This is a genomic window from Sphingopyxis sp. (assembly GCF_019459305.1).
GTDB lineage: Bacteria > Pseudomonadota > Alphaproteobacteria > Sphingomonadales > Sphingomonadaceae > Sphingopyxis.
This window is the reverse complement of record NZ_JAIBES010000151.1, coordinates 48324-69410: the sequence shown is the minus strand read 5'-3', so window position 1 is coordinate 69410 and position 21087 is coordinate 48324. Positions and strand designations below refer to the sequence as shown.

Below are 21087 nucleotides of genomic sequence, written 5' to 3'. Positions count from 1 at the left end.
GTCTGCGCAGGAGGACGCCCTTGTTTAGCAGCATATTGGTCGCCATCGATCCCGACGCGGGCGCGGAGGCCACGAAACTGCTCGCGGTCGCGGCCGAGCTTCGCCGGACCTTTGGTTCCGCGCTGACGCTTGCAACCGTGATGCCCGACTGGAGCGTGATGCTCCGCGCTCAGCGGTCGCCGGTCGCAGTACGGCAGTTTTTCGAGATCGCCGAGGCACGTCTTGCCGCGTTGGCGCATTCGGTCGCGGGGGTGGACGAAGCCCAGTGCCGCGTCGAATCGGGCTTCGTCTATCGCGGCATATTGAACGCCGCGGCGAGCGTCAGCGCGGACCTCATTCTGCTGTCGTCTCCCGCCCCCCGGTGGCAGAACGGGTTGTTCGGGACGACCGCGTCACGGGTGGCGCGGCAGTCCTCCTGTTCGGTGTTCGTCATACGTGATTGAGCGAGCGAAAAATGCGCGCCGCCCTGATGCGGTGCCCGAGGCCGACGCCCCGCCGACCGCTGGCCTCAGCGAAGACGAGGCCCAGGCGAGGCTAGCGGCAGAGGGTCCAAACGAACTCCCACACCGCGGCCGGCGGACAACGGTGCGCATATTGATCGATGTCCTGCGCGAGCCGATGCTTGCGCTGCTGGTCGCGGGCAGCTTGATCTATTTCGCGCTCGGCGATCTGCGGGAGGCGTTGATCCTCGCCCTTCTCGCGGGGCTTTCGGTGGGTATCACCGTCATCCAGGAATCGCGAAGCGAAAGGGCGCTCGAGGCTCTGCGCGATCTCGCAAGTCCGCGCGCGCTCGTCGTCCGCGGCGGCATACGGCAGCGGATCCCGGGGCGCGACGTGGTTCGCGGCGATATTCTGGTTCTTGCAGAGGGCGACCGGGTGCCGGCCGATAGCTGGGTCGTCGAAGCGCAGGGTCTGCACCTCGACGAATCGCTTCTCACGGGCGAGTCGGTCCCGGTCCGGAAATCCTGTTCCATCGTCCCTATTCCCGCCGAGGCGCCCCGCGCCGGGGGCGACATACTTCCTTACGTCTTTTCGGGTTCGCTGGTGGTCGGCGGCAGCGGTCTATGCGTTGTGCAAGCGACCGGCGCACGGAGCGAGATCGGCCGCATAGGCCTGTCGCTCGCGAGCCTCGAGATTGAAACTCCCCGCCTCTACCGCCAGACACGGCGCCTTGTACTGTTGTTCGCGGCGGGCGGGATTGGCGCGAGCCTGCTCGCCGTGATGCTCTATGGATTGCTGCGCGACAACTGGCTCGAGGGCGCGCTCGTCGGCATTGCACTCGGCATGGCCCTGCTGCCCGAAGAGATTCCTGTCGTGCTCGCCGTGTTCATGGCAATGGGCGCAATGCGCCTGTCGCGGGTGCGCGTGCTCGCGCGCCGCGCTGCGGCGATCGAGACGCTCGGATCGGTGACGGTCCTGTGCACCGACAAAACGGGCACATTGACGCAAAATCGTATGTCGATCGCCGAATTGCGCCTGCCCGACGGACGCAGCCTCGATATTCGAAAGGGCGACGTGCCGCCGACGGATTTCGGGGCGATCATCGAGCTCGGCACATTGGCGAGCGCGCCCGAGCCCTTCGATCCCATGGAAATAGCCTTCCATGAACTTGGATCGCACCGCGACGCAGGCGGGCTTGCGCCGCGACGCACCGAAGCGTGGCAGCTGCGTCACCGTTATCCGCTCGATCCCACCTTGCTGGCCGTGTCGCACCTGTGGGAAACGGGGGACGGCGAACAAATGGTCGCGGCAAAGGGAGCGCCCGAAGCGATTGCCGGATTGTGCCGCCTCGACCCTCGCGAACAGGCTGCAATACGCGATGCGGCAGACGCCATGGCAGCCCAGGGCCTGCGCGTCCTGGGTGTCGCCGAGGCGCGATGGACGGGGCCGACACCTCCGGCCAGTCAGCGCGAATTCGCCTTTGCCTTTCGCGGCCTTGTCGGCTTGAAGGATCCGCTGCGTCCCTCGGTTCCCGACGCCATGGCCCAATGCCGTAGCGCTGGTATCCATGTCGTGATGATTACCGGCGATTATCCGGAAACGGCGCGCGCCCTAGCCCGCGCGGCGGGCATCGCGCAAGGCGAAGTGGTGACGGGGCCAATGCTCGCGGCGATGGATGATGCCGAGCTCGGCGAGGCGGTGCAACGGGCAACAATCTTCGCGCGGATCATGCCCGAGCAGAAGCTGCGCATCGTCGCAGCGCTGAAAGCGGCGGGCGAAATCGTCGGCATGACCGGCGACGGCGTCAACGATGCCCCGTCGCTCAAGGCGGCGCATATCGGGATCGCCATGGGGGGGCGCGGGACCGACGTCGCGCGGGAGGCTTCGTCGATCGTTCTGCTCGACGATGATTTCGGGTCGATCGTCACCGCGATTCGCGTCGGCCGGCGCATATTCGACAATCTGCGCAAGGCAATGGGATTCATCGTTGCCGTGCATATTCCAATCGCAGGTCTGGCGCTCGTCCCCCTGCTCTTCGGCTTTCCCATTCTGCTCGGGCCGATACATATTGCATTGCTCGAGATGGTCATCGATCCTGTCTGCTCGCTCGTTTTCGAGTCCGAGACCGAAGAAGATGGCATCATGCGGCGCCCGCCGCGCGAACCCGACAGCGCGCTTATGTCGCGCGCGTTGCTTGGCTGGTCGATTGCTCAAGGCGTCCTCGCGGTCGCGGGGATCGCCGCATTACTCTACTGGGGGTGGGAGGCAGGTCTCGGGGAAGACCAGCTGCGCGCCCTTGCCTATTTTGCTCTGGTGACGACCGTGCTGAGCCTCGTTCTCGTCAACCGGTCCTTTTCGTCTTCGCTAATACGCGCCGTAACCCGCCCGAACAGAGCCTTGGCCGCGGTCGTCGCCGCGGTCGCGCTGCTTCTCTTGTCGGCCCAATTTGTTCCTTCGGTCGCTCAATTGCTGTCGTTCGCGCCGCTTGGCCTCGCCGAGACCGCAGCGCTGGTGGCAACCACCCTGCTCGTCCTGCTCCTGCTGGAGGCGCTCAAGCGGGTCGCCGACTTCGGGCGCAGTGGCTGAATAACGGGCGTGTGCGAGTTCAGCTTGCCGCGGTCGTGCGCGCCCACCGAACCAGCGAGGCGCGGTCCATCACACCCGATTGCCGCGCTACCTCGCGCCCCCCCGCGACGAGCATGAGCGTCGGGATCGACCGTATCGCATAGCGATGGGCCAGCGGCTGTTCGGCCTCGGTATCGATCTTGACGAGACGGAAGTCGGGCTCGAGATCGCGCGCCGCGGCGGCAAAGGTCGGGGCCATCGCCTTGCACGGGCCGCACCATTCGGCCCAAAAATCGACAAGGACGGGCAGCGTGCCGATGCCGATGAGCCGGTCGAAGCGGCGCGCGTCGAGCGCGAGCGGTTTGCCCTCGAACAGAGGCACCTTACATTTTCCGCAGCGCGGCGCGTCGGCAAGCCGTGCGTGCGGAACGCGGTTCGCGGCATCGCATACCGGACAGATCAGGATCTCGGGTTCGCTCATTGCATCTGGTTCTGCCACACCGCTTCAGTTCGCCCAAGCAGAATGCCGTGAAAATCGCTCCGCCAAGTTCGCTCCGCGAAGGCGGATAGAGAACCCAAAGCGGTCAGCATAGAAATTGAGGCCGAGCGCCCGCGCCGACGAAACCAATCGGACGGGCGTCCATGACATTCATTTGCGTTCACATTCGCGGCACGGTGTGCGCTCCACCGCGCGATCAACCCATCAACGCAAAGGATCGTTCTTCGGCCGCGACGACACGGGATAAACTTCATCATCCTCAAGCAAAAAGCGAGGGCGCTTCTTGCGCGTCGAGCGGCTCAGGAATCGTAAGCTGGTCCTGCGGGCCATGATGATGCGAACCCTCACTCGGGGGCAGCCACAGCATTGCCGCGCTGTTCCACCAAAGCGCCATGAGCGAGACGGGAATTTTCCAACTCTGCAGGCAGGCGGACCAGAAGCGGCCTTCCGGCGACATGCTTGAACTTTCGGGAACTTCATAAGTCATGGCCATCCTCCATTGGTTGGAGATACTGAAGTCCCGTCACCGGTTCCGGAATCAGCAAACTTACTTAATGTTCCGGGGTTCCAACAGCCTCACGCCGGAGATTGGCCCTCACAGGGAAGCGCGAGCACCGCCGATAGATATTAGTCCTGATAAGGGACCGACGAGGCGCCTGCTACCTCCGTTCGATGCCGGGCGCCGCGAACATTCGCTCTTTCGATCATTTCCGCGTTCCGATGCGACGACGGCTGGCCGAGGCGAGCACAAGATGAAAATCCGGAGCGTTGCCATCGACACCTACCCCGAGAACATGGCCGTCCTGCTGCGCGGCGGGGACGATTACGCGCCCGATCAAATTCAGGCGATGCGCAAGGTCGCGATCGGCAAAGGCAAGGCATCGATCTTGGCGCCGCTCGCCATCGTCGATGACAAGTCATTGCCGGCACCGGGCGAAATCGGGCTGGGCGAGCAGGCCTTCCGCCGCCTCGGCCTCTCCGAGGGTCGCGAGGTCACGATCCGCCAAGCCTCGCACATGCAGCCCTTGCCTGGGGAGGGCGCGTCAATCTCTGGCCCGCCGACGACATATTGATTTCGGTCGAGCGCCCGCTGCGCATCGACACCTTCGACCAGATGGTCGCCTCAGTCCTCTCGAGGAAGCTTGCCGCCGGATCGACGCACCTCCTGATCGACATTCCCGTAGGACGGCTTCGCCTTCGCGCGCGAGCTTGCGGAAGCCTCTCCGGCCTACGCAACATTGCGGACTGCGCACTTCGGGCCAGGCGCTAGACTTCGGCGCCATAGGAGCAGGAAGATGTTATCGTCCACGGCTAGATCGGAGCGGATGCGCCATTCTTCGAACTGCGACGCCGGAATTCGCTCGAATCGACCGACGACCGGTTTCTCGCATCGCCGGATCGCCGAAACACTGATGCTTCAGGCGAAGCGTCCCGGCCAGCCCCTGACCGAGGATAAATCCCATGACCAGCCAATCGATTGACGCGGCGCTCTCCGGAGCAGGCGAGCCCCATCTCGCCACGCGCGGAAGGGTTGACCTGACCCTTCGCCCGGTGCGTCCGGACGATGCCGAGGTCGCCATATCGGTCGTCCCGGCCTATCAGCGGCGCGGGTTCGGTTGGAGCCTGCTACATCATTTGATCGACTTTGCGCGCGAGCGCGGAATCGCGTGCCGCCGATCGACCGAAAGCCGCGCCAATCGTGACGCAATCGAGATCGAGCGAACGTTGGGATTCAAGTCGCGCGCCTATGAAGGCGATGCACGCTTGCATTGATCGAAATCGATCTTCGCTGATTTCGTGCCGGTGCAGGAAAAGGATCGGCGGGAAGGGACAGCCGATGGAACAAACGATGATAGCAATGCAGCTCGATGCGCCGGGCGAACCGCTGCGGCGCGTCCAGCGAGCGATACCCGAGCCAGGTCCCGACGAAATCCGGGTCAAGGTGGCTGCCTGCGGGGTCTGCCGCACCGATCTCCATATTGCCGACGGGGACATTCACGGTCCGCTTCCCATCGTGCCAGGTCACGAGATCGTCGGACGGGTCGATGCGACGGGCGCGGGCGTCAGCCGATTTCGCCTTGGAGACCGGGTGGGAATCGGCTGGCTTGCAGGAACCTGCGGCGTCTGTTCCTATTGCCGCGACGGTCGAGAAAACCTCTGCGACGATCCGGATTTCACCGGTTTTACCCGCGATGGCGGCTTCGCTTCGCACTGCATCGCCGATGCGCGCTACTGCTTTCCACTACCCAACGCCTTTGGCGACCTGCATGCCGCCCCCCTCCTTTGTGCGGGGCTCATCGGCTACCGCGCCTATCTTTTGGCGGGCGAGGGCGACCGTATCGGACTGTACGGTTTCGGCGCGGCCGCCCATATTCTTGCGCAGCTGGCGCTTGCCGAGCACCGCTCCGTCTTTGCCTTCACGCGCGAGGGCGACAGCGCCGGACAGGAATTCGCGCGGGATCTCGGGTGCCAGTGGGCGGGGAACTCGACGCAAGCGCCGCCCGAGCCGCTCGACGCCGCGATCATCTTTGCGCCAGTTGGCGCGCTGGTCCCCGAAGCGCTCAAGCGCGTTCGCAAGGGAGGTCGCGTCGTCTGCGCGGGCATCCACATGTCCGACATTCCGTCCTTTCCCTATGCCGATCTGTGGGAAGAGCGATCGATCCTGTCGGTCGCCAACCTCACCCGCGCCGACGGCTCGGGCTTCCTCGCGCTTGCAGCGAAATATGCGATCGAAACGCATGTCACGGCCTTCCCGCTCGACCAGGCGAATGCGGCGCTCGATTTGCTGCGCTCTGGGAAAGTCGAAGGCTCGCTCGTTCTTCGGCCCTGACGGGATCATCGGACCCAACCCGGCATGCCAGCGGCTAGGGGAACTACCGTATAGCGCAGCGAACCCGTCGCCCGCAGATGAGGCTGAGAGTCAAGATCCGGAAAGGATGTCGCATGCCCTGCGCAGAGTCCCAGTCGATGGCCGAGCCGATCCGCCATCCCGAATGTCCCGAAGGCGAGCCTCTGGAGAGGCCCGACAAACGCATCCCCGAACGCCCTGCTCCATCAAGCGAACCCCAGCCGCTCCGCGCGCCGCCCGAGGCGCCGGTTCTGCCCGAGAGTCACCCCGAGGATACGCCAACCGAACGCCCTGACTAATTTTGCACCGACCGACGGTTCGCTCGTCGGCGCCGCGCTCGACGAGCATGGCGCACCAAAACGCTGGCCGGCGCTGGGGCTTATCTTGCGGTTCGGCGGTAGCGAAACGTCAGGCCATGAAATAAAAACCACTCGCAAAGGCCGGATCGCGTTTCCTGCCTCCAAGACGGGGCGACTCGTCCACTGAAGCGGCACGCTTCGGATGGGATGCGCCCGCCCGGCAGACTTTGGAAGAAATATTCCCCCAGCGCCGAATCTTGCCCTTCTCGGCCGCGAGATATTGGTCGGCGGCGGCAACATCCATTGCGCTACCCAGCAGGAACCTATCGGCCGTCGCAAACGCGCCGGCAGGCGACAACCTGGCCATGCGGCTCGACCTCGTGCTGGGAGGCAACGTGCGCCTCAACTGCGGAGACAGCTCGACCGCCGCTCATCAACAACGCATGATGTACGCGGCGGCATCGGCGCTTGCACAGACCTGCACCCGCAACGAAGTTGCGATCGTTTAGGGCAATGGGAATCCGGCCAAGCGCAATCGACATCAGGCCAGCTGGAGGTAGCGTCCGCTCCAGACCACGGTGCGATAATTGCGGTTTTTGAGCGTGGCTTGTTCATGGTCGAACGCCTGTGGCTGCGGCCCCATGGCAGTAATCGTCATGAACGCGTGCCTCCATCTTCACGATTCCCACAATACGCTGCGGTAAGACGCGAGGCATTACGTAGATTGCCACAGCGCTGCGCGGCCATGCGACAGTTCCCGAATTTGGGACTCCTGCCCTGCCCGCACATGAGAAGTCAGGCACTGTCCGCGCTTTCGTCGCGACGCTGCATGCGTCAAAAGTGCGGAAGCTATCTCCATCGGCGACACCCTCAAACGGAGACTCGCTATATTTTTGCCGCATAGATCATCCGGCCCGGTCCGAGACGTTCAAGCACCTGTGCGATATCCGCCTGCGCTACCGCGAAGCAGCCTTCGCTTCGGCCGAGTTTACCGCCCCGCGCTATTTCGGGCGAGACATATCGCGCAGCGTGAATGACAATCCGCCGAACCTCGACATTGCTGTTCTCGGGATCAAGACCGATGAGCCGCCTCGATCGCCCATGCTTGCCGAAATAATCATCGCTAACGAGATAGGCACCGCTCGACGATGCGGCCGACCCCGGCGCGTTGGACAAGCGACGTACCCAGCCGCTGTGATCGGGATCCGAGCCGCGACCGTGCGCGACGAGATGGCTTCGGTGCCGCCCGTTTGTCAGATCGAGGATGTGAAAGCGCGGAACTTGCGAGGCGCGGCCGAAATCGACCATACCGATGACATCGCGATACCGTATCGCGCCTCGATGCCGCTCGAGCGCATCTAATGCGTGGCGCACGAGGCGCGGATCCGGGCTATCGCCAAGCGCAGGAAGCGCCGCAAAAACTTTGGACGCCGGCCCGAAGACGCTCAGGGCCAAGGCGCCGCCACCGCCAAGAAGGTGGCGCCTGGAGAATGTCATAATGTTTCAATCGACCTATCTTGCCTTGCTGTACCCAAAACATGAGCACGGGCGAGGCCCAATTCCAGATAGGTACTAACCCTGATCCAACCGGGCCAAGGGCCCGATGCGCGAACACACCCAAACAAGTGCCGGATCATCGACCCGGCCGCCACGCGCATAGCGGCCGCCGAAGATGATCTCGTCGATCCCGCCCATTTCCTTCCAGTACATTGTGCCAGGCGCGAGCGCATCCTCGAATTCTTCGAAGAGGATCGTCTTCAAGCGATCGAGCTAGAGCTGCTTGCTCGCCGGGAGATGATCGAGAACCGTTTTCATCGAATTTCATCCGGTAATCCGGCTCGCCCGACGGCAAGCATCGTCGCGCCCAAATTTGCAGACGAGTTCATTCCGGCACGCGAAAATCCCAGGCCGGAATGCCGAACGCGCGCGCCTTGTCGATGCGATTGTCCTAGATGCCGGTGCCCGAGTAGAAGACCCTGTACATCTTGGGTGTACGGATCTTTGCGAGACCAGAGAAACGGCCGTGGGCCTCAGCGCTTCAAAGAAGTGCCCATCCCGAGCGCCGAAATGGGAGAGGATGGCGCACCCGAAGGGATTCGAACCCCTGGCCTCTGCCTTCGGAGGGCAGCGCTCTATCCAGCTGAGCTACGGGTGCCAATAGAGCGCGGCCTCTAGCAAGAGCGTGCCCGCGCAGCAATGGCCTATCGACCATCGCGCGGCGATGTGCGAAGCCGCGCCATGGGCATGGGGAACGCTGGGTGAACGCACCATCCGAACGAATCTGGCCAATGGCCGCCGACCTGTATGGCGAGATGCAGCTTGAGGCGCATCCGCCCGCGAAACGCCGCTGGCGCGACTATCTGCCCGGGGTGCTCGTCACCGCGATCGCGGCGCTCGCCGCGGCCTGGCTCGCCGATCATTATGCCGCGCCGCTGGTGTTGATGGGGCTGCTGATCGGGCTGGCGATGAGTTTTCTGTCGCAGGATCCGCGCACCCACGCCGGACTCGACCTGATGTCGCAGACCGCGCTGCGGATCGGGATCGTCCTTGTCGGGGCGCGGATCACCGCCGACCAGCTGGTCGAGCTCGGCCCGCTGCCCTTTGCGCTGCTCGTGCTGATCATGCTCGCGGTCATCGTCGTCACCGTCGCGACCGCGCGGCTGTTCGTGCAGGACCGCCACGCGGCGCTGCTCGCGGGCGGCGCGACCGCGATTTGCGGCGCATCGGCGGCGCTCGCGCTATATTCGCTGATCGGCGACAAGCGCGTCGATCAGGCGCGTTTCACGCTGACTTTGGTCGGCATCACCGTCGCCAGCGCCTTTGCGATGACGCTTTATCCGGTGCTCGCCGCCGAGCTGGCGTTGACCGACGCGCAAGCGGGGTTCCTGATCGGCGCTTCGATCCATGATGTCGCGCAGGCGATTGGCGGTGGTTTTTCCTTCTCGCCAGCGGCGGGTGAGGTGGCGACAATCGTCAAGCTGACCCGCGTCGCGCTGCTCGCTCCCATGCTGATGCTTGTCGCGCTGTGGCTGGGGCGCCGCGGTGAAAGCGATGGGACGCGGAAAATCCCGCTCCGGCTGCCTTGGTTTATCGTCGGCTTCCTCGCTGTCGCTGCGATCAATTCACTTGTCGCCATTCCCGTGCCCGTTCAGGACGGAGCCGCAACGGGTGCGCAGGCGCTGCTCCTGCTCGCAATCGTCGCGACCGCGATGAAGGCGCGGCTGCATCTGCTGCTCGATCAGGGGTGGCGCAGCTTTGCGCCGATCGTCGTCGCGACGGTGACCAGTTTTCTGTTGTCGCTGGCCGCTGCGCTGAGTTTATGACGGCGTGGCGTCATGCCAAATCTTTGTAAGACTTAGCTTTTCGGCAAAGCCCAGCTGACCGTCAGCTGCGTGGCGCGGCGCGGAATGTCGAGCTTAGCCTCGCTGAAATTGACCTTTTCATTGGGCGGCAGCATCCGCACCGGCGGCTTGATCGTCCAGCTATAGACGATCGTCCCTTGCGCATCGCGCAATTCGGCAAGGATCGGCGGGACGCGTTGTTCGCGGTCGGTCGGATTGATGATCACCCCCGATGCTGCGAAATAGATGGTGCCATCGGCGAGTTCGCGATGATCCTGATTGGGGGGTAGTTCGATCACCAGATCGGGCTCGGCAGTCATGCCGGGCAGCCCCAGCCCCTGTGCCCAGCTGGGCAGGCCGAAATAAGTGAGCCCAGCGGTCGCGGTGATCATCAATGCCGCGGCGCTTGCGGCGATCAGCGTCCAGCGCTTAGCCGGGTTGCGGCGCGGGCGTCGGAACGGCAGCGGCGCTTCGTCAACGATCGTGGGCGCCGGCCGCGGTGCCGGATCGGCGGCAAAGGCTTGGGGTGGCGACGGCGGCGGCTCAGCCACCGACGCCGGGCTTTCGGTAAAGGATGGCGCGGGTTTGGCTGCCGGGGCCGCGACCGGCTCAACCACAGGCGCAGCCGCTGCCGGATCGATCTTGGCGGGCTCCTGAAACCAGCTGTGGCGACAACTGGCGCAGCGCACGGTGCGCCCCGTTGGGCCGATCGCCGTATCGGGGACGACATAACGTGTGCGGCAGGACGGGCAGGCGAGGATCATGGTCCCCTTCTAAACACGCTGATTCGCGGTGTTGCAAGCGCCACGTCGCCGCGGGGCGCCCACTCCCCGCTTTACCTGACACAGCAGCCGTGTAACAGGCGAGGCATGAGCGCCGCTGCGCCCCTTTTTCGTTCCCATTTTCCCGCGCAAACCGTCGCGCGTGTGACGCCATGACGGACGCACCAAGCCCGCGGCCCGGCGGCGCGATGGTCGAATTTGACGGGGTGGGCCTGCGCTACGGCCCCGACGCCGAAGTACTGTGCGACATCAGCTTCAACCTGCAACCCGGCAGCTTCTATTTCCTCACCGGACCATCGGGCGCGGGCAAGACGTCGCTGCTCAAGATGCTCTATCTGGCGCAGCGGCCGAGCCGCGGTATCGTCCGCCTGTTCGGCGAGGATCTGGTCAACATGCCGCGCCAGCGCCTGCCCGGCTTTCGCCGCCGCATCGGGGTGGTGTTTCAGGATTTCCGCCTGATCCCGCATCTGTCGGCGCGCGACAATATCGCGCTGCCGCTGCGCATCGCGGGGGTCAGCGAAGAGGATCTGTCAGGGCCGGTCGGCGAAATGCTCAGCTGGATCGGGCTCGGCGACCGCGCCGATGCGCGCCCTGCCACGCTGTCTGGCGGCGAGCAGCAGCGCGTGGCAATCGCGCGCGCGGTGATCGCACGGCCGCAGCTGCTCGTCGCCGACGAGCCGACGGGTAACGTCGATCCCGAAATGGCAATGCGCCTGCTGGGCTTGTTCGAGGCGCTCAACCGCCTGGGCACCACCGTCGTCGTCGCGACCCACGATATCCACCTTATCAGCCGGATCGAAAATGCCCAGATGATGCGGCTGGAAAAGGGGCGGCTCGCCGATCCCACCGGCGCCTTGCGCTATCCCCCGGCCAATCGCGCATGATCATCCCGCGCGTCCCCATCCAGCACCGCCGCCTGCTGCCCGACCGCCGCCTGTCGGGGCCGACGCCGTGGGTCATCGCGATATTGATGATGCTGACCCTGCTCGCCGCCGCCGCGGGGGTCGGGCTGGCGCGCTCGGCGAACGCGATCGGCAGCGCGATCGCGGGGCGCGTGACGGTACAGATCGTCACCCCCAACCCGGTGACGCGCGCCGAACAGGCCGCGGCGCTGCGCCGTGCCGCCGCCGCGCAGCCCTTTGTCCTGTCAGCGCGTGCGGTCGACCGCGAGGAATTGCAGGCGACGCTCGGCCAATGGTTCGGCAGCGCCGATGGCGACGATCCGGTGCTGAACTCGCTCCCCCTTCCCGCCTTGGTCGACATCGATTTTGTCGGCGAAAACCGAAGTCGCCATATGGAGCAACTGCGCGCACTCGTCGCCGCCGAGGCTCCCGGCGCCCGGATCATCCCGCATGCCGAATGGCTGGGGCCGGTCGCGCAGCTGATCGCCTCGCTCGCGTGGATCGCCGGCGGACTGGTATTGTTGATGACGCTCGCCAGCGCAGCGGTAGTGATCATGACCGCACGCGCCGCGCTCGGCACCCATTTTGCGACGATCGAGATGCTCCACCTGATCGGCGCGACCGACCGCCAGATCACGCGGCTGTTCCAGCGTCGGATCGCGATCGACACCGGCTATGGCATTGCGCTCGGCAGCGTCGTCGCTGCGGCGATCCTGCTGCTGATCGGCTGGCAATGGGCGGGGATCACTTCGGGGCTCGCCGCCACCGCCTCGCTCGGGCCGACCGGCTGGGCGCTCTTGCTGGCGCTCCCTCTATTGGCTATCGCGCTCGCAGCCCTGACGGCGCGCCAGACGTTGCTCGCCGCGCTCAAGAAGATTTTATGATCAAGCGCCTTATTTCCCTTCTCTTCCTGGCCTGGGTGCTGGGATTTGCGTGGTTCGCGCTGCTGCCGCCCTTGCCCGCGGCGGCGCAAAAAACCGACGCCATCGTGGTGCTGACGGGCGGACCTGGTCGCATCGACCGGGCGCTTGAGCGGCTCGAGGCGGGCGATGCCAAGCGGCTGTTGATCAGCGGCGTCGCGCGCGAGGTGAAACCACGCGAACTCGCCGCCGAATACAGGCGCCCGACGGCGCTGTTCGATTGCTGCATCGCGCTGGGATTCGAGGCCGAGGATACGCGCTCGAACGCGACCGAGGTCGCGACCTGGGTTGCGCGGCGCAACTATAAAACGGTGCGGCTGGTCACAACCGACTGGCACATGCGCCGCGCCGAATATGAAATCGGCCGCGCGATCGGCGACAAGGTGACGATCCTGCCCGACGCGGTGCGCAGTGAGCCCAATTTTGCCACGCTGTTTCGCGAATATCACAAATATCTCGCGGGGCTGGCGGGCGGCCTACTCGGCCTGTAAGCGCAACGTCCATGCGCTACACCATCGCCCTGATCCGCTCGATCCTGTTCTGGATCGCCTTTTTCGTGATGAGTGCCATCTCGTCGATCGGCGGGGTTGTCGCGCTGCCGATCTCGCACCGCGGCACGATCTTTTTCGTGCGCATCTGGGCGCAGGCGCACCGGCTGTTCTGCCGTTTCCTGCTCGGCCAGACAATTGTGGTCGAGGGCGAGATGCCCGACATCCCGGTGCTGTACGTGTTCAAGCATGAGTCGGCATTCGAGACGGTCGAACAACCGGGGCTGTTCAAACATCCTGCGGTGTTCGCCAAGGAAGAGCTGTTTTCGATTCCCGTTTGGGGGCAGGCGGCGCGTTTCTATGGCCTGATCCCCGTCGATCGCGATGGCGGCGGAAAGGCGATGCGCGCAATGCTGAGCGCGGCGAAGGCGGCGCTGGCCGCGGGCCGCCCGCTGGTGCTGTTTGCCGAGGGGACACGGGTACCGCATGGCGAAGCGCCGCCGCTACGCCCTGGTTTTGCCGGCATGTACCGCCTGCTCGGGGTCGATGTGATTCCGGTGGCGGTGAACAGCGGCCTCGCCTTTCCGCCGCGCCGCTGGGTCAAATGGCCCGGCACGATCACCTACAAGATCGGCGAGACGATTCCTGCAGGGTTGCCGCGCGAAGAGGCCGAGAAGCGCGTGCGCGCGGCGATCAATGCACTTAATCCCCCTGAGGCGTTGTTGAAAGCCTGATCGTCGCGCCCGCGAAGGCGGGGGCCGCTGGAGTAGTAGAGCAAGGCCGATGGCGGTCCCCGCCTCCGCGTGGTTGACGTTTAGCTAATGCTTCCGCCCGAAATCAGGCGCCGGGTCATCCTGACCCTCGGCGATGATCGACCGCCGGATCGCGCGCGTCCGCGTGAACCAGTCTTCCAACTTGTCGGCATCGCCGCGTCGGATCGCTTGCTGCAGCACGGTCAGATCTTCGTTGAACCGCTGCAGGGTCGCGAGCACCGCATCCTTGTTGGCCAGGAACACATCGCGCCACATCACCGGGTCGCTCGCCGCGATGCGGGTGAAATCACGGAAGCCGCCCGCCGAATATTTGATCACCTCGCTCTCGGTGACCTCCTCCAGCTCGCTGGCGGTGCCGACGATCGTATAGGCGATCAGATGCGGCAAATGGCTCGTCACCGCGAGCACCATGTCGTGGTGCGCGGCGTCCATGACGTCGACCTTGGCGCCCAGTGCCTCCCAGAACGCCGTCAGCGCAGCGACCGCGTCGGCGGGTGACGCGGCATCGGGGGTAACGATGCACCAGCGCCCGTCGAACAGGCTGGCAAAGCCAGCGGCGGGGCCGCTGTTCTCGGTTCCCGCGACCGGATGCGCGGGGATGACGATATGGCCGGGCAACGCATGTCCCAACGCCTCGGCGACGCTGGCCTTCGACGATCCGACGTCGGAGATGATCGTGTCCTTGCCCAGTCCCGGCGCCATCGCCGACGCCGCCGCGGCCATGCCACCCACCGGCACCGCCAGGATGACCAGATCGGCATCGGCGACCGCGCCCGCAGCATCATCGATCACCGCGTCGCACAACCCCAGCGTTTGCGCGATTTCGCGCACGTCGGCGCTGGCGTCATGGCCGGTGACCATCACAGCTGGCAGCCGTTCCTTAACCGCGCGCGCGATCGACGATCCGATCAGGCCAAGCCCGATGATCGCCAGCCGTTCGACGCGCCGCGACACAATCAGCCGTTCAGCGCCGCGCGGATCGCCGCCGCCAGCCCGCGCGTCTCGTCCTCGGTGCCAATCGTCATCCGCAGCGCGCCGGGCAATCCCTGCCCCGGCAGCCAGCGGACGATATAGCCCGCCTCCATCAGCCGGTTGTAGACCGTCTCGGCACTCACATCGCCCTCGAACAGGACAAGCAGGAAATTGCACGCTGACGGCACCACACGCACGCCATGATTTCCGAGGCTTTCGAGTTCGTCAGCCAGCCAGCTCCGCCACCTGGCATTATGCTCGCGGCTGGAATTGACGAATTCCTCGTCGCCGATAGCCGCGATCGCCGCCGCCTGCCCCGCGCGTGTGACGTTGAAAGGCAGGCGAATACGGTGCAGCGCCGAAATTACGTCGGCAGAGGCATAGCCCCAGCCGATGCGCTCGGCGGCAAGCCCGTGGATCTTCGAAAAGGTGCGGGTGATAAAGACGTTCGGCTGCGTCTTCGCGAGTTCGAGCCCGCCGTCGTCCTCGACGTCGGTCAGATATTCGGAATAGGCCTGATCGATCACGAACAGCACATCCTTCGGCAGCCCGGCATAGAGCCGTGCAACCTCGTCCTTCGACGCCAGCGTCCCGGTCGGGTTGTTCGGATTGGCGAGATAGACGACGCGGGTCCGCTCGGTTACTGCGGCGAGCAACGCATCGACGTCGGTCGCATAGTCGCGGTCATCGGCCTCGACCGGGACCGCGCCAACGCGCCGCGCCGCGATCTCGTACACCGCAAAGCCATAGCGCACATACAAAATCTCGTCGCCGACGCCGGCATAGGTGCCCGCCGCCAAGTGCAGCAGCTCGTCCGACCCGTTGCCGCAGATGATCCGCGCCGGATCGAGCCCGAACTTCGCCGCGATCGCCGCGCGCAGCTCGACCGACCCGGGATCGGGATAGCGCGACAAGGCGTCGGGTGCCGCCTGCGCCGCAGCGAATGCAGCGCGGGCTTTCTCACCCGTCCCCAGCGGATTCTCGTTCGCGCTGAGTTTAATCAGCGGACGCCCGTCGGCCCCCGCCGACTTGCCGGGAACATAGGGAGCGATACCGCAGATCCACGGCTTCGGGGTGAGCATTTGCGTCGTGTCGGTCATGCCGCGCCGTTTAACGGCTAGGACGCCCAAGTCCAGCACGTTGACAGGCTTCGCGCGCCCGCTTAGCCCCGCGCAAACCATGGCCAGCCTGCTCCACCAGATCCAGCATCACAGCGTGACGATCGCATCATCGCTGCCGCTCGACAGCGGGCAAAGCCTGCCGTCGGTGACGATCGCCTATCAAAGCTATGGCGCGCTCAACGCCGACAAGTCGAACGCGGTGCTGATCTGCCATGCGCTGACCGGCGACCAATATGTCGCGAGCGACCATCCCGCGACGGGCAAGCCCGGCTGGTGGGCGCGGATGGTCGGCCCCGGCAAGCCGATCGATACAGATCGCTTTCATGTTATCTGCGCCAATGTGCTGGGCAGTTGCATGGGGTCAAGCGGCCCCGCAACCCCCGACGCCGCCACCGGCGCACCCCTCGGCATGGCGTTTCCGGTGATCACCATCGCCGACATGGTGCGCGCGCAGGCGATGCTGCTCGACCAGCTCGGCATCGAACGACTTCATGCCGTCGTCGGCGGTTCGATGGGCGGGATGCAGGCGCTCGCCTGGGCTGCAGCCTACCCCGAACGGATCGCGTCAGCGGTTGTCATCGCCAGCGCGGCGCGCCATTCGGCGCAGAACATCGCGTTTCATGAGGTTGGACGGCAGGCGATCATGGCCGACCCCGACTGGCAGGACGGCCAATATTATGCCAGCGCGCGCGCGCCGACCAAAGGACTCGCCGTCGCGCGCATGGCGGCGCACATCACCTATTTGTCGGAAGAAGGGCTGACCGAGAAATTCGGCCGCCGCCTGCAGGCGCGCGACATCAAGAGCTTCGGCTTCGACGCCGATTTCCAGGTCGAATCCTATCTCCGCCATCAGGGGCTCGCCTTTACCGACCGCTTCGATGCCAACGCCTATCTCTATATTACCCGCGCGATGGACTATTTCGACCTCGCCGATCCGCACGACGGCCGCCTGTCGGGCGCCTTCAGCGCAGCAAAGGACGTGCGCTTCACGCTTGTGAGCTTCGACACCGACTGGCTCTACCCGACGGCCGAATCGCGCCGCATCGTCCAGGCTCTGCAAAGCGTCGGCGCGTCGGCCAGCTTCGTCGAACTGTCGGCGCCCTTCGGCCATGATTCCTTCCTGCTCGACGTTCCTGCGCTCGACCGCATCGTCGCAGGCGCGCTCGGCGGGGGTTTCTGACGATGGCGCTGCGCCCCGACCTCGCGATCATCGCCGCCGCAGTGCCGACTGGCAGCCGCGTGCTCGATGTCGGCTGCGGCGATGGCGAGTTGATGGCGGCGCTCAGGGATCAGGGCGTCGATTCGCGCGGGCTCGAAATCGACCCGGTGAATGTCACCGCGGCGATCGCGCGAGGCCAGTCGGTGGTGCAGGGCGACGCCAACCGCGACCTTGCCGATTATCCGGGCGACGCGTTCGACTATGCGATCCTGTCGCAGACGCTGCAAACGACCGAGCGGCCCGACCGGGTGGTCGACGAACTGCTCCGCATCGCGCCGCGCGCCTTCGTCAGTTTCCCCAATTTCGCCCATTGGCGCGTCCGGCTCGACCTGCTCTGGGGCGGGCGGATGCCGGTGACGCGGTTGCTGCCCGTCGCTTGGTACGAAACCCCCAATATCCACCATGTTACGGTCAGCGATTTTCGTGACCTGCTACGCGCCAAGGGGATCGGGGTCGAGGCGGCCTGGTATCTGTCGGGAGACAAACCGACGAGCCCCGCCGCGGCAACCTGGCGCGCCGAACATGCGATTTTCTTGATTTCGCGATAGTCGGTCGCCTCCGCGAAGGGCCTTTCAAAGTCACGCGCCTCTGAACGCGGCCGCTATCGGCGTAGCTCAAGGTTGCCAGCGGCCGTGTCGTGAGGGACGTGACTCCCGGCCCCCTTCGCGGCGGCGGCGAGTTAGTTCCGCTTTAGCAACCCGTGCGCGACAAAATCATTCGCGATCCGCGCAATCTCCGAGATGTCGGCGTCTTCGTCCCACAAGCCATAGCGCATACCCAAGAACACGTTCATGCCGCCAATCGCCCAGGCGTGAATCTCGCTGACGTCGGCGCGAATCTCGCCGCGCGCGGCGCCTGCCTCCAGCCGCTGCCGCACGCGCGCCACCGTCGTTTCATAATGCCGGCGATAGCTCGCATAGTCGACGAACTCGGCCTCATCGATGATCCGGTAGATTTCCTTATGCTCGCGCACAAAGCCGAGGAACGATTCAAGTCCGATGCGTTCGGCGCTGATCTCGTCGGGCGCCGCCTGGACCAGCGGCGTGACATGGTCGCGCAACTGCTCGCTCATGTAGCGGACGAGCGCCTGGAAGATCTCCTCCTTCGAATCGAAATAGGTGTAAAAGCTGCCCAGCGCAGTCCCGGCACGCCGCGTGATGCCGCTGATCGACGCTTCGTGAAAACCGCGCTCGCCGAACTCGACCGCCGCCGCGTCGAGCAGCTTGCGCAAAGTGCGGCGCCCGCGTTCGGTGCGCGGCGTCTTGTCGCGCGCTTCGCCCGCGGTGTCCGGTGCTCCGTCTTGCGGCTGATCCATAACTCTTTCCCGTCTCCCCTCCACACGCCCCTCGCTGAATCGTGGCTTTTTCGCACCACTGGCAAGCAAAAAACGTCGAAGTCATATTCCAAGTTGAAACTTGGTTCATGTTTCATTATTGGGTGCGTCGCGGCTTGGCAAGCACCGAGCCCAAGAAAAACGAAAAGGGCGGCAAGCGGCCGCTTCTTACATGGGAGAGTCCAACATGCGTCCTTTCGCTCGCTCGCTGCGCCGCGCCGTTCTTGCTTCGAGCGCGCTGTCCATGCTCGCCTTTGTCCCCGCCGCCTTTGCGCAAGATGAAGGCGCCAACGCCAATACCAGCGATGACGAAATCATCGTCACCGCGCGCCGCCGCGACGAGCGCCTGATCGACGTTCCCGTGGCGATCACCGCCTATTCGGGCGAAGCGCTCGCCAAGGCCGGCGCGATCGACATTACCGACATCGGCCAGACCACCCCGAACACAACGCTCGAAGTATCGCGCGGCACCAATTCGACGCTCAGCGCTTTCATCCGCGGCGTCGGGCAGCAGGACCCGGTTTCGGGTTTTGAACAGGGGGTCGGCCTGTATCTCGACGACGTCTATCTCAACCGCCCGCAGGCCGCGGTGCTCGATATCTACGACGTCGAACGCATCGAAATCCTGCGCGGACCGCAGGGTACGCTCTATGGCCGCAACACCATCGGCGGCGCGGTCAAATATGTGACGAAGCAGTTGCCGGAGGAGTTTTCGCTCAAGATCAAGGGCACGCTCGGAACCTATGACCAGGCCGATCTGGTTGTCACCGCCAGCGCCCCAATCGGCGACCTGCTGCGCGTCGGCGGTTCGATCGCGCGGCTGTCGCGCGGCGGGTTCGGCGACAATCTCACCACCGGCCTGGAAAATTACAACAAGGACGTCTGGGCCGGCCGCGGCACCGTCGAGCTCGGCGGCTATGGCCAGCCGGTGCTGATCCGCATTTCGGGCGACTACACCAAGGACAAGAGCGCGCCGCGCGGCGGCCACCGCCTGATTCCGTCGCTCGCCACCGGCGCGCCGGTGCTCGACAATGTGTTCGACAGCCGCGGCGGGCTTATCGATCCGACGCAGGAGATCGAATCCTACGGACTTGCGATGAATGTCACCGCCGAACTGACCGACACCCTGACGCTGCGGTCGATCAGCGCCTGGCGCAAGGACACGTCGGCGACTCCGATCGACTTCGACGCGCTGCCCGCGGTCGACGTCGACGTTCCCGGCTTCTACTTCAACGAACAGATCAGCCAGGAATTCCAGCTGCTCTATGAGGGCGACCGCCTGAAAGGCCTGCTCGGCTTCTATTATCTCGACGCGACCGCCGACACCCTGTTCGACGTCCGCATCTTCAATACCTTCGCCGGGCTGACCGCCTTTACCGAAGCCGATGTCGACACCACGACCTTTGCGGTATTCGGCGATGCGACCTTCGACTTTACCGAGCAGCTCAGCCTTTCGGTCGGTGGCCGCTATACGTGGGACACGCGCGAAGCATCGATCCTGCGCCAGAATTATCTCGGTGGCGGATCGCCCGTCTTCGGCGGCGCCGGGGTTCCTTTCGGCGCCCCGGGGACCGATTTCAATGGCAAGCGCAGCTTCAACAAATTTACCCCACGTGCCTCGCTGTCGTTCAAGCCGACCCCCGACCACACGCTCTACGCCAGCTATTCGCAGGGCTTCAAAGGCGGCGGCTTCGATCCACGCGGCGTCGGCGTCAATGCCCCCGACACCGACGGCAACGGCACCCGCAGCGACGACGAAATCGCCGCGTTTCTCAGCTTCCGTCCCGAACAGGTCGAAAGCTATGAGGTGGGTTATAAGGGCAGCCTGATGGACGGCGCGGTCAATGTCGCGATCGCCGGTTTCTATGCCGATTACACCGACGTCCAGATCCCGGGCTCGGTCGCCTGTACCGTTAGCGGCCTGCCCAGTTTCTGTGGCGTCGTGTCGAACGCCGGCAAGGCAACCTTCAAGGGCGTCGAATTCGAAGGCCGTGTTCGACTTGGCGAAGATCTGGCGGCGGCGGGCGATCGGCTTACGCTGTCGACCGCGCTCGGTTACATCGACGCCGACTATAAGGAATATGTGTCGAACATCGGCGGCGTGCCGACCGACGTCGCCGATTTCCGCCAAGTGCAGAATACGCCGAAATGGACCGCTAGCGGCACGCTCGCTTACGCGACCCCGATCGGCGACGGTGACCTCAGCTTCGGGACGACGCTGTCATACCGGAGCAAGACCTATCAGTTCGAAATCCCGAACCCCTATATCGACCAAAAGGGCTTCGCGCTGCTCGACGCCAGCATCGTCTATACCGCACCCGACGATCGCTGGAGCGTCGGGCTGTTCGGCAAGAATCTGACCGACAAGGAATATAAGACCTCGGGCTATACCTTCATCAACGTCAACCCGACCACCGGCGTGCCGGTGATCGGCGGCAACGGCCTGCCGACCTCGGCGCTCGGCACCGAAGGCACGTTGACCGCTTTCTACGGCAACCCGCGCCAGGTTTTTGTCACCGGCACGGTGAAATTCTGAGCTACTGAATATCGGAAAAAAGGGGAACGGGGCGTCGGCAACGGCGCC

24 protein-coding genes and 1 tRNA gene are annotated in these 21087 nt (G+C 64.7%); 15 read left to right on the top strand and 10 right to left on the bottom strand.

From position 1 onward, the window contains the following. The first annotated feature begins 20 nt into the window (after positions 1–20). Both K0M74_RS19005 and K0M74_RS19000 read left to right on the top strand, forming a co-directional pair. Positions 21–443 (top strand): universal stress protein, encoded by a 423-nt coding sequence (locus K0M74_RS19005; protein WP_293975998.1) that lies wholly within the window; start codon positions 21–23, stop codon positions 441–443. Then, positions 436–3027 (top strand): cation-translocating P-type ATPase, encoded by a 2592-nt coding sequence (locus K0M74_RS19000; protein ID WP_366932708.1) that lies wholly within the window; start codon positions 436–438, stop codon positions 3025–3027. Before K0M74_RS19005 ends, K0M74_RS19000 begins: the two co-directional genes overlap by 8 nt. Positions 3028–3046: 19 nt before the next feature. Here the strand turns inward: K0M74_RS19000 and trxC are convergent, their stop codons facing one another. Both trxC and K0M74_RS18990 read right to left on the bottom strand, forming a co-directional pair. Then, the gene (gene trxC, locus K0M74_RS18995; protein WP_293975994.1) at positions 3047–3487 is read right to left on the bottom strand and encodes a thioredoxin TrxC; all 441 of its coding nucleotides are present in this window, start codon (positions 3485–3487) and stop codon (positions 3047–3049) included. Positions 3488–3764: 277 nt separating this feature from the next. Then, on the bottom strand, positions 3765–3992 hold the full coding sequence (locus K0M74_RS18990; protein WP_293975992.1) for a hypothetical protein: 228 nt from the start codon (positions 3990–3992) through the stop codon (positions 3765–3767). A gap of 307 nt (positions 3993–4299) precedes the next feature. Here K0M74_RS18990 and K0M74_RS18985 point away from each other — a divergent pair, with 307 nt between their 5' ends. From K0M74_RS18985 to K0M74_RS18970, 4 genes are all read left to right on the top strand, one after another. Beyond that, positions 4300–4578: a hypothetical protein gene (locus K0M74_RS18985; protein WP_293975990.1), complete on the top strand. Its 279-nt coding sequence runs from the start codon at positions 4300–4302 to the stop codon at positions 4576–4578. A gap of 388 nt (positions 4579–4966) precedes the next feature. Further along, positions 4967–5278: a GNAT family N-acetyltransferase gene (locus K0M74_RS18980; protein WP_293975988.1), complete on the top strand. Its 312-nt coding sequence runs from the start codon at positions 4967–4969 to the stop codon at positions 5276–5278. A 64-nt stretch (positions 5279–5342) separates the two neighbouring features. Further along, entirely contained in the window at positions 5343–6335 is a 993-nt protein-coding gene (locus tag K0M74_RS18975; RefSeq protein WP_293975986.1) for a zinc-dependent alcohol dehydrogenase family protein, read from the top strand. A gap of 113 nt (positions 6336–6448) precedes the next feature. Beyond that, positions 6449–6652, top strand: a complete 204-nt coding sequence (locus tag K0M74_RS18970) for a hypothetical protein (RefSeq protein ID WP_293975984.1) — start codon at positions 6449–6451, stop codon at positions 6650–6652. Between the two features lie 109 nt (positions 6653–6761). On the opposite strand, the gene K0M74_RS18965 is transcribed toward K0M74_RS18970, so the two are convergent. After that, positions 6762–6956 carry a hypothetical protein gene (locus K0M74_RS18965; RefSeq protein ID WP_293975982.1) on the bottom strand — a complete coding sequence of 65 codons (195 nt, stop codon included), beginning with the start codon at positions 6954–6956 and terminating at the stop codon, positions 6762–6764. Between the two features lie 61 nt (positions 6957–7017). Between K0M74_RS18965 and K0M74_RS18960 the strand changes: the two genes are divergently transcribed. Beyond that, complete coding sequence (locus tag K0M74_RS18960) at positions 7018–7161, top strand: hypothetical protein (protein WP_293975980.1); 144 nt, start codon at positions 7018–7020, stop codon at positions 7159–7161. A 376-nt stretch (positions 7162–7537) separates the two neighbouring features. Here the strand turns inward: K0M74_RS18960 and K0M74_RS18955 are convergent, their stop codons facing one another. The 3 genes from K0M74_RS18955 to K0M74_RS18945 all read right to left on the bottom strand — a co-directional run bounded on the left by K0M74_RS18955 (position 7538) and on the right by K0M74_RS18945 (position 8807). Next, positions 7538–8026, bottom strand: a complete 489-nt coding sequence (locus K0M74_RS18955) for a murein L,D-transpeptidase catalytic domain-containing protein (RefSeq protein ID WP_366932707.1) — start codon at positions 8024–8026, stop codon at positions 7538–7540. Between the two features lie 198 nt (positions 8027–8224). Next, positions 8225–8413: a hypothetical protein gene (locus K0M74_RS18950; RefSeq protein ID WP_293975976.1), complete on the bottom strand. Its 189-nt coding sequence runs from the start codon at positions 8411–8413 to the stop codon at positions 8225–8227. A gap of 317 nt (positions 8414–8730) precedes the next feature. Next, positions 8731–8807: transfer RNA gene (locus tag K0M74_RS18945), tRNA-Arg, on the bottom strand. A 133-nt stretch (positions 8808–8940) separates the two neighbouring features. Between K0M74_RS18945 and K0M74_RS18940 the strand changes: the two genes are divergently transcribed. Continuing rightward, complete coding sequence (locus K0M74_RS18940) at positions 8941–9975, top strand: putative sulfate exporter family transporter (RefSeq protein WP_293975973.1); 1035 nt, start codon at positions 8941–8943, stop codon at positions 9973–9975. Between the two features lie 32 nt (positions 9976–10007). Here K0M74_RS18940 and K0M74_RS18935 read toward each other — a convergent pair whose 3' ends face one another. Further along, the gene (locus tag K0M74_RS18935) at positions 10008–10757 is read right to left on the bottom strand and encodes a zinc-ribbon domain-containing protein (protein WP_293975971.1); all 750 of its coding nucleotides are present in this window, start codon (positions 10755–10757) and stop codon (positions 10008–10010) included. 170 nt (positions 10758–10927) lie between these two features. Here K0M74_RS18935 and ftsE point away from each other — a divergent pair, with 170 nt between their 5' ends. The 4 genes from ftsE to K0M74_RS18915 are packed head-to-tail and all read left to right on the top strand — an operon-like array spanning position 10928 to position 13819. Next, entirely contained in the window at positions 10928–11659 is a 732-nt protein-coding gene (gene ftsE / locus K0M74_RS18930) for a cell division ATP-binding protein FtsE (RefSeq protein ID WP_088439913.1), read from the top strand. Next, a complete protein-coding gene (locus K0M74_RS18925; RefSeq protein WP_293975967.1) occupies positions 11656–12561 on the top strand; it encodes a cell division protein in 906 nt (301 codons plus the stop codon). The genes ftsE and K0M74_RS18925 overlap by 4 nt, the downstream gene beginning before the upstream one ends. Beyond that, positions 12558–13088, top strand: coding sequence for a YdcF family protein (locus K0M74_RS18920; RefSeq protein ID WP_088439911.1), 531 nt, complete (start codon positions 12558–12560; stop codon positions 13086–13088). Before K0M74_RS18925 ends, K0M74_RS18920 begins: the two co-directional genes overlap by 4 nt. Before the next feature lie 11 nt (positions 13089–13099). After that, the gene (locus tag K0M74_RS18915; RefSeq protein ID WP_293975964.1) at positions 13100–13819 is read left to right on the top strand and encodes a 1-acyl-sn-glycerol-3-phosphate acyltransferase; all 720 of its coding nucleotides are present in this window, start codon (positions 13100–13102) and stop codon (positions 13817–13819) included. An 84-nt stretch (positions 13820–13903) separates the two neighbouring features. On the opposite strand, the gene K0M74_RS18910 is transcribed toward K0M74_RS18915, so the two are convergent. Both K0M74_RS18910 and hisC read right to left on the bottom strand, forming a co-directional pair. Continuing rightward, on the bottom strand, positions 13904–14812 hold the full coding sequence (locus K0M74_RS18910) for a prephenate/arogenate dehydrogenase family protein (RefSeq protein WP_293975962.1): 909 nt from the start codon (positions 14810–14812) through the stop codon (positions 13904–13906). Positions 14813–14814: 2 nt separating this feature from the next. Then, positions 14815–15930, bottom strand: a complete 1116-nt coding sequence (gene hisC, locus K0M74_RS18905; protein WP_293975960.1) for a histidinol-phosphate transaminase — start codon at positions 15928–15930, stop codon at positions 14815–14817. A gap of 79 nt (positions 15931–16009) precedes the next feature. Between hisC and K0M74_RS18900 the strand changes: the two genes are divergently transcribed. Both K0M74_RS18900 and metW read left to right on the top strand, forming a co-directional pair. Then, positions 16010–17131, top strand: a complete 1122-nt coding sequence (locus K0M74_RS18900) for a homoserine O-acetyltransferase (RefSeq protein ID WP_293975958.1) — start codon at positions 16010–16012, stop codon at positions 17129–17131. A gap of 2 nt (positions 17132–17133) precedes the next feature. After that, complete coding sequence (metW, locus tag K0M74_RS18895) at positions 17134–17718, top strand: methionine biosynthesis protein MetW (RefSeq protein ID WP_293975956.1); 585 nt, start codon at positions 17134–17136, stop codon at positions 17716–17718. A 131-nt stretch (positions 17719–17849) separates the two neighbouring features. On the opposite strand, the gene K0M74_RS18890 is transcribed toward metW, so the two are convergent. Next, entirely contained in the window at positions 17850–18485 is a 636-nt protein-coding gene (locus tag K0M74_RS18890; RefSeq protein ID WP_293975954.1) for a TetR/AcrR family transcriptional regulator, read from the bottom strand. Between the two features lie 205 nt (positions 18486–18690). Here K0M74_RS18890 and K0M74_RS18885 point away from each other — a divergent pair, with 205 nt between their 5' ends. After that, positions 18691–21039 carry a TonB-dependent receptor gene (locus K0M74_RS18885; RefSeq protein ID WP_293975952.1) on the top strand — a complete coding sequence of 783 codons (2349 nt, stop codon included), beginning with the start codon at positions 18691–18693 and terminating at the stop codon, positions 21037–21039. Positions 21040–21087 lie beyond the last annotated feature (48 nt).